Annotated in this window: 13 protein-coding genes; all 13 read left to right on the top strand. The window is 65.9% G+C overall.

Annotated elements, in window-relative coordinates:
• Window positions 1–4: 4 nt before the first annotated feature.
• The 13 genes from murD (at window position 5) to ACUCV3_RS04980 (ending at window position 15,383) form a co-directional block, all read left to right on the top strand.
• Window positions 5–1,318, top strand: coding sequence for a UDP-N-acetylmuramoyl-L-alanine--D-glutamate ligase (gene murD, locus ACUCV3_RS05040; protein WP_279728690.1), 1,314 nt, complete (start codon window positions 5–7; stop codon window positions 1,316–1,318).
• A gap of 62 nt (window positions 1,319–1,380) precedes the next feature.
• A complete protein-coding gene (locus ACUCV3_RS05035) occupies window positions 1,381–2,583 on the top strand; it encodes an FtsW/RodA/SpoVE family cell cycle protein (RefSeq protein WP_010336276.1) in 1,203 nt (400 codons plus the stop codon).
• Entirely contained in the window at window positions 2,580–3,746 is a 1,167-nt protein-coding gene (gene murG, locus ACUCV3_RS05030; RefSeq protein WP_017501212.1) for an undecaprenyldiphospho-muramoylpentapeptide beta-N-acetylglucosaminyltransferase, read from the top strand. The genes ACUCV3_RS05035 and murG overlap by 4 nt, the downstream gene beginning before the upstream one ends.
• Window positions 3,747–3,885: 139 nt before the next feature.
• Window positions 3,886–5,313 carry a UDP-N-acetylmuramate--L-alanine ligase gene (gene murC / locus ACUCV3_RS05025; RefSeq protein ID WP_482240403.1) on the top strand — a complete coding sequence of 476 codons (1,428 nt, stop codon included), beginning with the start codon at window positions 3,886–3,888 and terminating at the stop codon, window positions 5,311–5,313.
• Window positions 5,313–5,510, top strand: coding sequence for a hypothetical protein (locus tag ACUCV3_RS05020; protein ID WP_004207957.1), 198 nt, complete (start codon window positions 5,313–5,315; stop codon window positions 5,508–5,510). The genes murC and ACUCV3_RS05020 overlap by 1 nt, the downstream gene beginning before the upstream one ends.
• Window positions 5,511–5,515: 5 nt before the next feature.
• Complete coding sequence (gene murB / locus ACUCV3_RS05015; protein ID WP_182115403.1) at window positions 5,516–6,424, top strand: UDP-N-acetylmuramate dehydrogenase; 909 nt, start codon at window positions 5,516–5,518, stop codon at window positions 6,422–6,424.
• Window positions 6,421–7,377 carry a D-alanine--D-alanine ligase gene (locus ACUCV3_RS05010; protein ID WP_037517189.1) on the top strand — a complete coding sequence of 319 codons (957 nt, stop codon included), beginning with the start codon at window positions 6,421–6,423 and terminating at the stop codon, window positions 7,375–7,377. The genes murB and ACUCV3_RS05010 overlap by 4 nt, the downstream gene beginning before the upstream one ends.
• The gene (locus ACUCV3_RS05005) at window positions 7,370–8,332 is read left to right on the top strand and encodes a cell division protein FtsQ/DivIB (RefSeq protein ID WP_037510504.1); all 963 of its coding nucleotides are present in this window, start codon (window positions 7,370–7,372) and stop codon (window positions 8,330–8,332) included. Before ACUCV3_RS05010 ends, ACUCV3_RS05005 begins: the two co-directional genes overlap by 8 nt.
• Window positions 8,333–8,335: 3 nt before the next feature.
• Window positions 8,336–9,619 (top strand): cell division protein FtsA, encoded by a 1,284-nt coding sequence (gene ftsA, locus ACUCV3_RS05000; RefSeq protein ID WP_482240402.1) that lies wholly within the window; start codon window positions 8,336–8,338, stop codon window positions 9,617–9,619.
• Between the two features lie 108 nt (window positions 9,620–9,727).
• Window positions 9,728–11,194 carry a cell division protein FtsZ gene (gene ftsZ / locus ACUCV3_RS04995; RefSeq protein WP_279728694.1) on the top strand — a complete coding sequence of 489 codons (1,467 nt, stop codon included), beginning with the start codon at window positions 9,728–9,730 and terminating at the stop codon, window positions 11,192–11,194.
• A 127-nt stretch (window positions 11,195–11,321) separates the two neighbouring features.
• Window positions 11,322–13,301, top strand: a complete 1,980-nt coding sequence (locus ACUCV3_RS04990; RefSeq protein ID WP_482240401.1) for a tetratricopeptide repeat protein — start codon at window positions 11,322–11,324, stop codon at window positions 13,299–13,301.
• Window positions 13,302–13,310: 9 nt separating this feature from the next.
• Window positions 13,311–14,462, top strand: a complete 1,152-nt coding sequence (locus tag ACUCV3_RS04985) for a deoxyguanosinetriphosphate triphosphohydrolase (RefSeq protein WP_482240400.1) — start codon at window positions 13,311–13,313, stop codon at window positions 14,460–14,462.
• 384 nt (window positions 14,463–14,846) lie between these two features.
• Complete coding sequence (locus ACUCV3_RS04980) at window positions 14,847–15,383, top strand: hypothetical protein (RefSeq protein ID WP_279729247.1); 537 nt, start codon at window positions 14,847–14,849, stop codon at window positions 15,381–15,383.
• Window positions 15,384–15,457: the final 74 nt, after the last annotated feature.

Raw genomic sequence — 15,457 nt, 5'->3', positions numbered from 1 at the left:
GCGGATGATCGTTTCGCAGGCCTTCAAGGGGAAGACCTACGCCGTATTGGGGCTGGCCCGTTCGGGGCTGGCCACGGTCGAGACGCTCGTCGCCAGCGGCGCGCGCGTCGTCGCCTGGGACAGTCGCGAGGAAGCGCGGGCGGCCGTCGCCGACAAGGCTGAACTGGGCGACCCAATGGAGATCGACCTGGCCGGTTTCGACGGCATCGTTGTGTCGCCGGGCGTGCCGCTCAACAAGCATCCGATCGCGATGCGGGCGAAGATCGCCGGTGTGCCGATCATCGGCGACATCGAACTGTTCGCGCTCGCCCGGCCGACGCTGCCGCCGCACAAGGTCGTCGGCATCACCGGCACCAACGGCAAGTCGACCACCACCGCGCTGATCCATCACATCATCGAGCAGGCGGGCTTCCCGGCGCGGATGGGCGGTAATATCGGCCTGCCGATCCTGGGTCAGGAACCGCTGGAGCCGAACCTGCATGGCGTGGGCGTCTATGTGCTGGAATTGTCGAGCTATCAGATCGACCTCACGCACAGCCTCGACTGCGATGTCGCCGTGTTGCTCAACATCACGCCCGACCATCTTGATCGCTACAACGGCTTTGCCGGCTATGTCGCGTCGAAGGCGCGGCTGTTCGCCATGCAATCGGCCGAACATGTCGCGGTCATCGCGACCGAGGATGAGCCGAGCCGTGGCATCGCCGCATCGGCCCCGGCGCAGCTGCGCGAAGTGAAGGCCGCCGATATCGATCCGGAGGCTCAGCTTGGCTGGCCGTCGCTGCAGGGGCCGCACAATGCCCAGAATGCCGCCGTCGCGATCGCCGTCGGCCGGGCATTGGGCATCGATGACGCGACCATCATGGCCGCGCTCGCCAGCTATGCCAGCCTGCCGCACCGGATGCAGGCGGTGGGCACGCATAATGGCGTGCTCTACGTCAATGACAGCAAGGCGACCAATGCCGCCTCGACCGCGCCGGCGCTGGGTGCCTGGCCGGCCAAGGATGGCAAGCCCCGCATCCACTGGATTTTGGGCGGCGTCGCCAAGTCCGACAATCTGGACGAATGCGCGCCTTATTATGGCAATATCGCCCATGCCTACACCATTGGTGAGGCGGGCCACATGTTTGCCGACCTGTTGCGGCCGCACATGGCGGTCGATGACAGCGAGATGCTGAGCGCCGCCGTCCGTCGCGCCGCGCGCATCGCCCAGCCGGGCGATGTCGTGCTGCTGTCGCCGGCCTGCGCCAGTTTCGACCAGTTCCGGGATTTCGAGGCGCGCGGCGATGCCTTTGCCGCGGCCGTGAACGCGCTGGAATAGAACGCTCTGGAATAGGCAGGGCGATCGGGGGCAACGGGATGGATAGCGAGGGACGTAAGGGCATGTTCAGGGCGGGCGAACTGGTGAAGGGCTTCAAGACCCGCACCGTGCCGCGCGAGCGTACCGCGCTGGCCATCTGGTTCTGGGAAATCGACCGGGTGCTGCTGTCGCTGATCGTCGCGCTGATGGCGATCGGGCTGGTCGCCGTGGCCGCCGCATCGCCGGTTGCCGCGATCGACCGCTCGACCGCGCAGGTGGCGGTCAATCCGCTGATCTATTTCTATCGCCAGCTGATGTGGGTGTTCATCGGCCTGCCGATCATGCTCGTCATCTCCATGCTGCCCCGGCCACAGGCGCGGCGGCTGGCAATCTTCCTGGCCGTCTTCTTCTTCCTGATGCTGCTGTTCGTGCCGCTGCTGGGTTCCACCGTGAACGGCGCCAAGCGCTGGATCGACCTGCCGGGCTTCCGCTTTCAGCCCTCGGAATTTCTGAAGCCGGTCTATGTCGTGACGCTGGCTTGGCTGTTGTCGCTGCGCGCCAAGGACCAGAGCCTGCCGGTGATGCCGCTCACCGGCGCGATGACGCTGCTGATCGCCGCGATCCTGATGAAGCAGCCGGACTTTGGTCAGACGGTCATCTTCCTTGCCTGCTGGGGCGTGCTGCTGATGCTCTCAGGCCTCGAAATGCGCTGGATCGCCATGCTGGGCGGGCTGGCGCTGGCGGGGCTTGTCGCGGTCTACATGTTCTATGAAAATGGTCGCCAGCGCATCAACGACTTCCTGGGCATCGGCGTCCAGATGGATACCGGCCCGGACCAGACGGACCTGGCGTTCCGCACCATCACCCATGGCGGCTTCACCGGCGTCGGGCCGGGCGGCGGCCAGAACAAGTTCCGTCTGCCCGAAGCCCATACCGACTATATCTTCTCGGTGATCGGCGAGGAGTTCGGCCTGCTCGCCTGCATCGCCATCGCCTGCGTCTATCTGGCGATCGTCGTGCGCGTGCTGCTGCGCCTGTTGGACGAGGAGGATAATTTCACCATCCTCGCCGCCGCCGGCCTCACGACCCAGTTCGGGCTGCAGGCGATCATCAATATGGGCGTCAATGCGCAGATTTTTCCGTCAAAGGGCATGACGCTGCCCTTTATCAGCTACGGTGGCTCCTCTATGCTCGCGCTTTGTATCGGCGTCGGCCTGCTGCTCGCATTCACGCGGCGCAACCCCTTCATGGGTCGGCACACGGTCGTCAAATGGAGTGGTCGATGAGCATTTCCCGTCACTTCGTCCTCGCCGCCGGCGGGACGGGTGGTCACATGATTCCCGCGCATGCGGTGGCCGAGGAACTGATGGCGCGCGGCCATCATGTCGCCCTGGTCACCGATGAACGCGGCGCCAAGATCCCCGGCATTTTCGACAAGGCGCAGGTCCATGTCATGCCGGCGGGGCGCATGACCAAGAATCCGGCGAGCTGGCCCGGCGCCTTGAAGGCGATCTTGGCCGGCCGGGCGATGGCCCGTCGGCTCAACGACACGTTCAAGCCGACCGCCGTGGTCGGCTTTGGCGGCTATCCCGCCATGCCCGCTTTGCTGGGCGCGCTGGCCGACGGCATCCCGACCGCGATCCATGAGCAGAATGCGGTGCTGGGCCGGGTCAACCGCCTGCTCGCCGGCCGGGTCGACGCGATCGCCACCGCCTATCCGCTGGTCGAGCGCCTCAAGGACAAATATGCCGGCAAGGTGCATCTGGTCGGCAATCCGGTGCGCGAGGAAGTGAAGGCGCTGCGCGACGAGGAATTTCCCGCGCTGACTGACGAGAGCGTGTTCCGCGTGCTGGTGATCGGCGGCAGCCAGGGGGCAAGCATCCTGTCGAGCGTCGTGCCCGAAGGGCTGTCGATGCTGCCGATCGCGTTGCGCCGCCGCCTTCAGGTGACGCAGCAGTGCCGTGCCGAGGATATCGAGCGGGTGCGCGCTACCTATGCCGAGATGGAGATCCCGGCCGATCTCGCCACCTATTTCAACGACGTGCCCGAAAAGCTGGGCTGGTCGCACCTGATGATCGCGCGGGCAGGGGCATCGACCCTGGCCGAGCTGACCTGTGCCGGCCGCCCCGCCATCCTGGTGCCGCTGCCCAGCGCCATGGACGATCATCAGACCGCCAATGCGCGCGAGATGACCGAGGCCGGTGGCGCCCGCACCATCCCCCAGTCGCGCTTCACCGCCGTGGAGCTGGCCAAGCAGATGCAGAAGATGGCGCTGGAACCCGGCGCCCTGCAAAATGCCGCCAAGCGCGCCCGTGCCTGTGGCCGCCCGGATGCGGCGCGCGACATGGCAGACTTGCTCGAAAGCATCGGTCCCGCGCCGATCATGAATGACCCGCTTCGCGTCGGCCCCACGCCGACCACGCTCAATTTGCAGGGCGTCCCTGCATGATCCGCACATATCTCTCCCCGTTCGGGCTGAGCCTGTCGAAGCCCTCTGCTGAGCGGAGCGAAGCCGCTTCGCCTGCGGCTCTGCTGGGCCCTTCGACTTCGCTCAGGGCGAACGGATATTGGAACAAGGAATATCAGGCATGAAGGGTGTCGGCACCGACATCGGCACGATCCATTTCATCGGCATTGGCGGCATCGGCATGTCCGGTATCGCCGAAGTCATGCATAATCTGGGTTACAAGGTTCAAGGATCCGACGTCGCCGAAGGCTATGTCGTGGAAGGGCTGCGCGCCAAGGGCATCAAGGTGATGATCGGCCACAAGGCCGAAAATCTGGGCGATGCCGCCGTGGTCGTCACCTCGACCGCGATCAAGCGGGGCAATCCGGAAGTCGAACTGGCGCTGGAAAATCGCGTGCCGGTGATCCGCCGCGCGGAAATGCTGGCCGAACTGATGCGTTTGAAGTCCACGGTCGCCATCGCCGGCACCCATGGCAAGACCACGACCACCTCGATGGTCGCGGCGCTGCTGGACGCGGGCGGGGTCGATCCGACCGTCATCAACGGCGGCATCATCAACAGTTATGGCTCCAACGCGCGCCTGGGCAACAGCGACTGGATGGTCGTGGAAGCCGATGAGAGCGATGGCAGCTTCCTGCGCCTCGATGGCACGATCGCGGTCGTGACCAATATCGATCCCGAACATCTCGACCATTATGGCAGCTTCGACGCGGTGAAGGACGCCTTTGTCGAGTTCGTCGAGAATGTGCCCTTTTATGGCGCGGCGATGCTCTGCCTCGACCATCCCGAGGTGCAGGCCATCCTGCCGCGCGTGCAGGACCGCCGCATCGTCACCTATGGCTTCTCCGCCCAGGCCGATATTCGCGGCGAGAATGTCCAGCCGGTGCCCGGCGGCAATCGCTTCGACGTCCAGATCCGCGAGCGCGATGGCGCGACCCGCCGGATCGAGGGGATCGAACTGCCGATGCCCGGCCGCCACAATGTGCTGAACGCCATGGCCGCGATCGGCGTGGCGTTGCAGATGGGCATCGATGACGCGACCATCCAGACCGGCTTCGCCAAGTTCGGCGGCGTGAAGCGCCGCTTCACCAAGGTCGGCGAAATCCCGGCCGGGGCAGGCGTGGCCACCGTCATCGACGATTACGGCCACCATCCGGTCGAGATCAAGGCGGTGCTCGCCGCTGCGCGTGAAGGCGCCAAGGGCCGGGTGATCACCGTGGTCCAGCCGCACCGTTTCACCCGCCTGCGCGACCTGATGGATGATTTCCAGCAGGCCTTCAACGACGCCGACATCGTCTATGCCGCCCCGGTCTATACCGCTGGCGAGCAGCCGATCGAGGATGTCGACAGCGCAGCGCTGGTCGCCGGGCTCAAGCGTCGCGGCCATCGCAACGCCGCCACTGTCGCCGATGCGGACGATCTTGCCCGCGTCATCGCCGCCGATGTCCAGGCTGACGACATGATCATCTGCCTGGGGGCCGGCGACATCACCAAATGGGCGGCGGGCCTGTCCGCTGCGGTCACCGCCAAGGTCAAGGAAACCGCCTGATGTTCGAGCTCTTCAATGTCGGCCTCGAAATGCAGAAGCGCATGATCGACATGCAGATGCAGGGCGTGGAAGTCGCGCGCGACATGGTCGAGGCGGCGCAGAAGCAGGTGCAGACCGGCATGGCCGCGCATCAGGCCGGCGAGGCGGGCATGAAGGCGATGAAGAGCTGGATGAATCTCTGGGGCGTGCGCGGTTGACGGTGATGGCTTCTCTCCCGGCCGTTCGCGGCGCGCTCAAGGCCGATGCGCCGCTGGCACCGCTCGTCTGGTTCAAGGCGGGCGGGGCGGCGCAATGGCTGTTCGAGCCCAAGGACGCCGACGACCTGTCCGATTTCCTGGCCATGCTCGATCCGGCGATGCCGGTGATGGCGCTCGGCCTCGGTTCCAACCTGATCGTTCGCGATGGCGGCGTGCCGGGCGTGGTGGTGCGTCTGGGCAAGCCCTTCGCCAAGGTGGAGGCGCTGGACGCCACCACCCTGGTCTGCGGCGGCGGTGCGTCGGGCATCCTCGTATCCTCGACCGCGCGGGACGCAGGCATTGCCGGTCTCGAATTTCTCCGCTCCATCCCCGGCACGGTCGGCGGCTTCGTGCGGATGAATGGCGGCGCCTATGGCCGCGAGACCGCGGACATATTGGTCGAATGCGAGGTGGTGCTGCGCTCGGGCGAGCAGGTGACCTTGCTCAACCGCGATCTTCATTACAGCTATCGCCATTCCAACATGGTCGATGGCGCGGTCGTGGTATCGGCGACCTTCCGCGGCGAACCCGGCGAACCGGCCGCAATCCAGGCGGAAATGGACCGCATCGCCACCGCGCGCGAGGAAAGCCAGCCGCTGCGCAGCAAGACCGGCGGATCGACCTTCAAGAACCCGGACGGGCACAAGGCCTGGGCGCTGGTCGATGAAGCGGGCTGCCGCGGCCTCGCGCTGGGCGGCGCGCAGGTGAGCGAGAAGCACACCAACTTCCTGCTCAACACCGGCGACGCCACCAGCGCCGACATCGAAGCGCTGGGCGAGGAAGTCCGCCGCCGCGTGAAGGAAAAGAGTGGCGTCGAGTTGGAATGGGAAATCCAGCGTGTCGGCGTTCAGTTGATTGAAGGAAAGAATGCATGAGCCGTGGTCCCTGGCATGTCGCCGTATTGATGGGCGGCTGGTCGGCGGAGCGGCCGGTGTCGCTGTCCAGCGGCGAGGGCGTTGCCAAGGCGCTGGAATCGCGCGGCCATCGGGTCACGCGGATCGACATGGATCGCGACGTTGCCGCGCGCCTGACTGAGACTAAGGCGGATGTGGTGTTCAACGCGCTGCATGGCGTGCCGGGCGAGGATGGCACGGTGCAGGGCATGATGGACCTGATGGGCCTCACCTACACCCATAGCGGCCTTGCCACATCGGTCATCGCGATCGACAAGCAACTGACCAAGCAGGCGCTGGTGCCGCACGGCATCCCCATGCCCGGTGGCCAGATCGTGGCGAGCGAGAGCCTGTACGCCGGCGATCCGCTGCCGCGCCCCTATGTTCTGAAGCCCGTCAATGAGGGCAGCTCGGTCGGCGTCGCGATCGTCACGGCCGAGGGCAATTATGGCAATCCCATCGCGCGTGACAGCGTCGGCCCATGGCAGGAATTTCCCGAGCTTCTGGCCGAACCCTATATTCGCGGGCGCGAGCTGACCACCGCCGTGCTGGGCGATGAGGCGCTGCTCGTTACCGAGCTGCGCCCCAAGAGCGGCTTCTATGATTTCGACGCCAAATATACCGACGGCATGACCGAACATGTCTGTCCGGCGGAGATACCGGACGAGATCACGCAGGCATGCAAGGCGATCGCGCTCAAGGCGCACCAGCTGCTTGGCTGCAAGGGCGCGTCGCGCTCCGACTTCCGCTGGGACGACAGCCAGGGCGTCGAGGGGCTTTACCTGCTGGAAGTCAATACCCAGCCGGGCATGACCCCCTTGAGCCTGGTGCCGGAACAGGCGAAAAAGCTTGGCATCGAATATGCCGAGCTGGTCGAGCGGATCTGCGAGGAAGCGTTGACGAGGGGGCCGAACATGGGGGCTGGCAATGGCTGAGGCACGGATCCGGCGCGGCGGCACGGCGCGGCTGAGCACGGCGCGGGGCAAGGTGCGCGCCAAGGCCGGATCGGGCCGTGGCCGCCAGCTCAAGCGCCAATCCTCCTTCGATCGGCTGCTCGAACTGCTGCCGATCAGCGAGGATACGCTGCAGAAGCTGGCCACCTGGGCCATCTTCGCGATCTTCGGTGGCATATTGATCGCCATCGCCATCTATGCCGGTCTGCCCGACATGGCGCGCCAGCAGGCGGCAAGCCTGGCCGCGCGCGCAGGTTTCGAGGTGGAGAAGGTCGAGGTGCGCGGCGTCGAGCGCATGGACGAGATGCCGGTCTATAATATCGCGCTTGGCCAGGTCGATCGCTCGATGCTCTCGCTCGACCTGCCCAAGGTGCGGCAGGAAATGCTGAAGCTTGGTTGGGTCAAGGATGCGCGCATTTCCCGTCGCCTGCCCGACACGCTGGTTGTCGATATCGTCGAGCGTGATCCGGTCGCGGTGTGGCAGCATGACGGGCAATTGCATCTGATCGACGTGGCCGGCGTGGTGCTGCAATCGGTGTCGGCCGGGGCGATGCCCGACCTGCCGCTGGTGGTCGGCCCCAATGCCAATCTCCAGACCGCCGGCCTCAATAAGCTGATGGAAAGCGCACCTGCCTTGAAGCCGATGCTGGCTGGCGCAACCTGGGTCGGGAACCGTCGCTGGGATCTGCGCTTTCAGTCGGGGGAGACGCTGTCGCTGCCTGAAGGTGAACAGACATCGGCGGCAGCGCTGGTGAATTTCGCGCGCATGGATGGCGTCAACCGGCTGCTCGGCCGGGGCATCGTCAAGTTCGACATGCGTGATCCCGATCGTTTCGTGCTGCGTCTGCCGCAGGGCCAGACCAGCGATAAGCCGGCAGCGGCGGATGCCAAGGCGGAAAAGACCGCAAGTGCGCCTGCCGCGGGCGAGGAAGGCTAAGTCATGGCACAGCCCAAGGTCGAAAAGCTCATCACCGCGATCGATATCGGATCGTGGAAGGTGTCCGCGCTGATCGCGGGGCGCACCGATACGGGTGAGCTGGCGATCCTGGGCACCGGCCAGCGCGAGAGCCGGGGCGTGCGCCGCGGCTACATCGCCGATATGGAACGCACCGAACTGGCCGTGCGCGAGACGGTGGAACAGGCCGAGCGTGTTGCCGGCACCAATATCGAGGATGTCTGGGTCAGCTTCTCGGGCGGCAGCCTGGTGAGCGACGTCGTCACGGTCGAGCGCGACATGGGCGGCTATCGTGTCGAGCAGCCGGACATCGACGATCTGCTGACCACCGGCCAGCAGGGCATCGACCCCGATGGCCGCATCATCCTGCATGCGCAGCCGACCTGCTTCACCATCAATGGCAAGGTGCCGGTGAAGAAGCCGCTGGGCATGCACGCCGATCTGCTGGGCGTCGACATCCATGTCGTGCTGGCGGATGGCGCGCCGCTCGCCAATCTCGACCTGTGCGTGCGTGGCGCCTATCTGAACGTCAATTCGATCGTCGCTTCGCCGATCGCGACCGGGCTTGCCTGCCTGTCGGAAGAGGAGCGCGACCTGGGCGTGGCGCTGGTCGAGATGGGGGCAGGGGTCACCAATGTATCGCTCTATGCCGGCGGCATGCTGGTGGGGCTGCATTCGATCCCGATGGGTGCGTCCGACATCACCGACGATATCGCTTCGGCTTTCGGCATTCGCCGCAGCCAGGCGGAGCGGATCAAATGCTTCTATGGTTCGGCGATGCAGAACCGCCGCGACTTCCGCGAGATGATCGAGATCGCGACGCCCCATGGCGATGTCGCCATTCCGGGGCAGAGCGCCGGCCCCAATGCGGAAGGCGGCAAGATCACCCGCGCGGCGCTGGTCGGCGTCATTTGCGAACGACTGAACCAGATCATGGCGGAAGTGAATGCGGCGCTGGCCGGCATGGGCTTCAACAGCACCGGGCGCCAGGTCGTGCTGACCGGCGGCGGCGCGGAGATGAAGGGCATTGCCGACTATGCGCAAGGTGCATTGGGGCGTGCGGTGCGGGTCGGTCGCCCGCGTGGCTTGTCAGCCATGCCCGAAGCGCATAGTGGCCCGGCCTTCGCTACTTTGGCCGGATTGGCGCTTTACGGCGCTTCAAACCCGGTTGATCTTAGGGCGATGGCGCCTGCGCCGCAAACCGTGCATCGTCTGGGCGCCCCGCAATGGTGGCAGCGCATGATGCGGGCGATGCGGACGAATTACTGAGCGAATTTGAACGAAAACGAAAATAGCAGGTGAAATACTCTATTTTCTGGTGTTAACAATTGATGACGGTTGTCACTTCCTGACGAGGAAGCTGAGGGAGCAAAGTATATGAGCATCGAGATCAGCCCGCCGCATGTGGACGAATTGAAGCCACGCATTGCGGTGATAGGCGTTGGCGGTGCAGGCGGTAACGCCATCGCGAACATGATCGCGGCCAGCGTCGAGGGCGTCGACTTCATCGTCGCCAATACCGACGCGCAGGCGCTGAACGCCTCGCCGGCTGAACGGCGCATCCAGCTTGGCCCGCAGATCACCGAGGGTCTGGGCGCCGGTTCGCGCCCCGAAATCGGTCGCGCGGCGGCCGAGGAAACGATCATCACCGTCGAACAGGCGCTGGAAGGCGCCCATATGTGCTTCATCACCGCCGGCATGGGCGGCGGCACCGGCACCGGTGCGGCCCCGGTCATCGCCAAGGCGGCGCGTGAAAAGGGCATCCTGACCGTCGGCGTCGTGACCAAGCCCTTCACCTTCGAGGGCAATCGCCGCATGAAGTCGGCGGAAAGCGGCATCGACGAGCTGCAGAAGCATGTCGACACGCTGATCGTCATCCCGAACCAGAATCTGTTCCTGATCGCCAACCCGAACACGACCTTCAAGGAAGCGTTCCAGATGGCGGACGAGGTGCTGCAGCAGGGCGTGCGCTCGATCACCGACCTGATGATCATGCCGGGCCTCATCAACCTCGACTTTGCCGACGTCCGTTCGGTGATGGGCGAGATGGGCAAGGCGATGATGGGCACCGGCGAAGCGGAAGGCGACGGCCGTGCGCTCCAGGCGGCGGAAAAGGCGATCGCCAACCCGCTGCTCGACGGTGTGTCGATGCGCGGCGCCAAGGGCGTGATCGTGTCGATCGTCGGTGGCGACGACATGCGGCTGATGGAAGTCGACGAAGCCGCCAACCATATCCGCGAACTGGTCGATCCCGATGCGAACATCATCTGGGGCAGCGCCTTCAACGACAATCTGAACGGCAAGATCCGCGTGTCGGTCGTCGCGACCGGCATCGACAATGAAGTCGGCAGCCAGGCCGCACCGCTGACCCAGCCGTTCAGCTTCGCCAGCCGTCCGGCCGTCGCCGTGCCGCAGACACCGCGTCCGGCACCGGTGGCCGCACCTGCCCCGGCCGCGCCGGTCGCTGCCGCGCCGGCTCCGGTCGCCGCGCCCGAGCCCGAAGCGCTGGAACTGGACGTGCCCGAAGCTCCGGCACCCGCGCCGATCGCCGCGCCTGCCGCCGAAAAGGCGCCGCCGGCCTTCGCGCCGGCGCGTCCCGCCGCCGTCTTCTCCGACGAGGATCCCTCGCAGGATGAACTGCTGCTCGGCGCCGAAGCAGCCGAACCGACCGCACCGGAAGCCGCGCCCAAGCCCGCCCAGCCGGCGCCGCGCGTCGCGACCGGTGGCACGCTGTTCGAGCGTATGGCCGGCCTTACCCGTGGCAGCGAAAAGGCACCGGGCGCCGAAGAAGGCACGCAGGGCCTGGATATCCCGCGCTTCCTCAACCGCCAGAACAACCAGTAAGGCCAGCGTGCGGGCACAGGCCCGCACCGGCCTGCCAAAGGCGCGCCGTCGGTCGCTTCGGGCGACCCGGCGCGCTTTTTTGTGCAGGTCATTTCCCATTGCTTCCGCGATCCGCTAAGGCAGCCATGTGACACGATCTCATCTATGGATTCTCGGCAGCCTGCTTCTTGCCACGGCTGCGCAGGCGCAAACCGACCAGGCCGATCTGGTCCGGCCCTCGGGCGCCGCGGACCTCAACAATAATCTGGCGAAGCTGGCGACCAATCCGCGGGATTTCAACGCGTTGGTTGGAGCAGGCGAAGCCGCGCTGGAGCTGGACGATGCCCGCGCGGCCGCCGGTTTCTTTGCCCGCGCCGACGCGATCCAGCCCAATAATGGACGCACCAAGGCGGGCCTGGGCCGGGTCATGCTGAAGATGCAGAACCCGGCCGAAGCGCTGCGCCTGTTCGACCAGGCCAGTCGTGCCGGCTATCCCGAAGCGACCATCCAGGGCGACCGTGGCCTTGCGCGCGACATGACCGGCGATCAGGCCGGGGCGCAGCGCGATTATCATGCCGCCCTGCAACGCACCCCGGACGATGCCGAACTGGTGCGCCGCTACGCCGCCTCGCTCGGGATTTCGGGGCAGGTGGATGCCGCCGACAAGGTGTTGCAGCCGCTGCTCTACAAGAGCGACCGGGCCGCCTGGCGCTATAATGCCTTCATCCTCGCGATGAACAACCGCCAGGCCGAGGCCAAGAAGGTGGTCGACCAGACCATGCCCGCCCAGCTGGCGAGCGCCATCACCCCCTATATGCAGAAAATGCCCTATCTGACGGCGGCGCAGAAGGCGGCTGCGGTCCATTTCGGCCATTTCCCGCAGGTGGTCGCGACCAGCATCACGCCGATCGTGCCGACCCCGCCGGCGCCGGGCGTCCAGCTGGCGTCGCGCGACGCCGCACCTGCCGCCGCTTCGACCGCGCCGGCCCAGGGGGATCGCCGCACGACCCGCAACGGCAGTGGCCGGCAGCGCGGTACGTCGCTGGCCCGCGCGCCGCTCGGCACGCCCGCCGCCCGCCAGCCTGCTGCCAGCCAGCCTGCCGCCAGCCAGCCCGCGCCGACACAGAGCGGGACGCAGCTTGCCGCACAAGCCACGCAGCCTGCTGCCCCCACGCCGACGCCGACGCCGACGCCGACGCCTGCATCCGCAACGGTCCAGCCGCTGCCCGCCGACACGCGCGGCCGCCAGACGATCGTCCAGCCGACGCCGAGCCAGAGCGCCCGTTCGGAGATGGTGCAGCCGGTGCCCGGTCAGGCGACAGCGCCTGCGCCGACCCCGGCACCAACGCCTGCCCCGGTCCGCAGCGCATCGGCCGATGTGCAGGGGCCGCCTGCGCCGGGCCTCGATGCGCTGGATGGCGGCGCGCCGCGCTCCACCGCGCCGGCGCCGACCACCGGCCAGCCGAGCGCCGCCTCGCAGCTCAATTCGAGCGCGCTTGCCCAGGCGTCGAGCGTGACCCCGCCCGCGCCGCAGGGCACGCCGCCCGCGCCGACGCCATCGGCGCCGGTCGCCACCCAATTTACGCCGCCGGCGGGCAGTGCCGCGCCGCAGCCGGCGCCGGAGGCGACCCGGAGCCTGGCCGACATCATCCACGCCATCGACGTGCCCGACAGCGAGCGCCGCTCGAACGTGGTCGCGGTCGACCTGGCCGAGGTCGAGAAGCTGCAGGCTGCCCGCCGCGCCGCTGCGCGCCAGGCGGAGGCGGACAAGGCGAAGAAGGCGGCCGCCGCCAAGGCTAAGGCGGAAGCCGACGCCAAGGCGAAGAAGGAAGCCGAGGAAAAGAAGCGACTGGCCGCCAATCCCGCGCGCAACTGGGTGCAGATCGGCACCGGGCAGAAGAGCGCGCTGGCCTTCACCTTCAAGCGCTTGCAGGGCAAATATGACGCGGTCGCGCCGCAGGATGGCTGGAGCGCAAGCTGGGGCCAGACCTCTCGCCTGCTGATCGGTCCCTTTGCCAGCTTCACCCGCGCCAAGGCGGTCGAGGCGGACCTCAAAAAGGCCGGCGCCGACGCCTTCGCCTGGCAGAGCGACGCGGGCGAGGTGGTCGAAAAGCTGGGCAGCAAATAAGGGGTTCGCATGACGATGCTCGCATCCTACGCCTCTCAGCCCGACCAGAGCCGGGGACGGCTCCATGCCGAACCGGGCGGCGAGATGCGCGGCCCGCGCGATATGTTCCAGCGCCACCGCGACCGCATCATCCATTCGATCTCCTTCCGCCGGCTGCGGCACAAGACGCAGGTGTTCGTGTCGCCCGACGGCGATCATTATCGCGTGCGCATGACCCACAGCCTGGAGGTGGCGCAGATCGGCCGCGCCATCGCCCGCACGCTGGCCCTCAACGAGGATCTGACCGAGGCGCTGTGCCTGGCCCATGATATCGGCCATCCGCCCTTCGGCCATGCCGGCGAGGATGCGCTGGAGGCGGCGCTGGAGGATCATGGCGGCTTCGATCATAATGCGCACACGCTGCGCACGCTGATGCTGCTGGATTCGCCCTATCCGCGCTTTCGTGGGCTCAACCTCAGCTGGGAAATGCTGGAGGGGCTGGCCAAGCATAATGGCCCCGTGACCAAGCCCGGCTGGGCGATGCGCGAACTGGACGCGATGTTTCCGCTCGACCTTGCCAGCCATGCCTCGCTGGAGGCGCAGCTGGCGGCGCTGTCGGACGATATCGCCTATGACAATCACGATATTGACGATGGCCTGCGCGCCGGGCTGCTGAGCCTGGAACAGCTTTTGACCGTGCCGCTGGTGCGCCATTGCTGGGATCGGGTGACGGCCCGCTATCCCGATGTGCCGCAGGATCGGCTGCTGCGCGAACTGGTGCGCGAACAGATTGGTGTGATGGCCAATGACCTGCTCACCACCACCCGCGCCAATATCGCGGCCGCCGGGGTGGAAACGGTCGCCGATGTCCGCGCGCTGGGCCGCACGCTGGTCGCCTTCTCGCCCGAACTGGCCGCGCAGGAGCGGGAATTGAAGCGCTTCATGTATGCGACCCTCTATCATCATCCCGATCAGCTGGCCGCCGCCGACCGGGCGCGGGTGATCGTGATCGACCTGTTCCGCGCCTATCTGGCCGACCCCGCGCTGATGCCGCCCGAATGGCGCGACGAATGCGCGCTGGAGGAGCCGACCCGCAGTCGCCACATCGCCGACTTCATCGCCGGCATGACCGATCGCTATGCCGAAAAGCGGCATGCCGAAATTTGTGGCGCACTGGTCTAGGCGCGAGCGGCCGTCTTCGACGCGACAGTTGAAAGTTCACAGCGTCGTTACCCGCGCATTCTGGCGTGTTTGCGGGCCCTACGCGCCTGCGACGCGCCACCTGGGTCATGTCGACGCGACGATGGCGCCTCGCCCGCGCGACACCGACGCGACAATGAGACGACAGCGAAGCGACGCCGATGGAGCTTGCGGGAGATAAGGCGGAAGGGGCAGGGGGCTGTTCCATCGGGCAGGATAGATCAGAGAAAGCCGGAGTAGGAAAGGGCACGGGCGATCATGGCTCTGGCCGCTGACGACCAATTATTGCCGCTTATGGAGATTGCCGAAATGCTTTAAAGCGGCCATCGAAACCTAGCCTGCCTATCAAAGCGAACAGGAAACTCGGTGGACGCATTGTCATTCAAGAATGCTCTTCGGAACGCGAAGCCTGCCGCAGAAGCCTTTGCCACCATCGGCCTCAGCAAGGACGAGGTTATTGATATTTCATCGTCTTTCGAAATGTTCGATCGAACGATGGCGCAATCTAATAATCTCCCAGACCCTACGTTGCGTGATTTGTTCGCGCGCTATGACGCCAGCAACACCGAAATAGGTATGGTCCGTTTCCGCGACCTTCCTGAGCCAGCGCAAAACGGTTTTATCATAGGTGATGTAGAAGCAGATTACCTAACTCTGGAGACCCCCTCCGGAGAACTGGTAGTGCGTGACCATGCTGACCCAGATCACCTGATATGGAAATGCGCGCGGAACGGAGCGAGCCTGCTCGCTGCCCTGTCCATAGCGGGAGAATATCTGGGCGCGTGCATGATCGTCGATCAAGCAGGCACAGCATTTCAACAAGAGGCTCTCAAAGACTGTGTGAAAGTTGCAGGAGGGCGAACATACGGCCGCTTTTACGAAATGCTATTAGGCGTTGGATAAGCCAATTGGTGTCCAATTTTGCCAACAGTCGGTTGAAAGCCGCCGATCCGCTTTCCACTCAAACTCCGCCAACG

Source organism: Sphingobium sp. VMM (assembly GCF_056790315.1).
The sequence above is the reverse complement of the archived record's forward strand: the minus strand, read 5'-3'. Positions and strand labels throughout refer to the sequence as shown.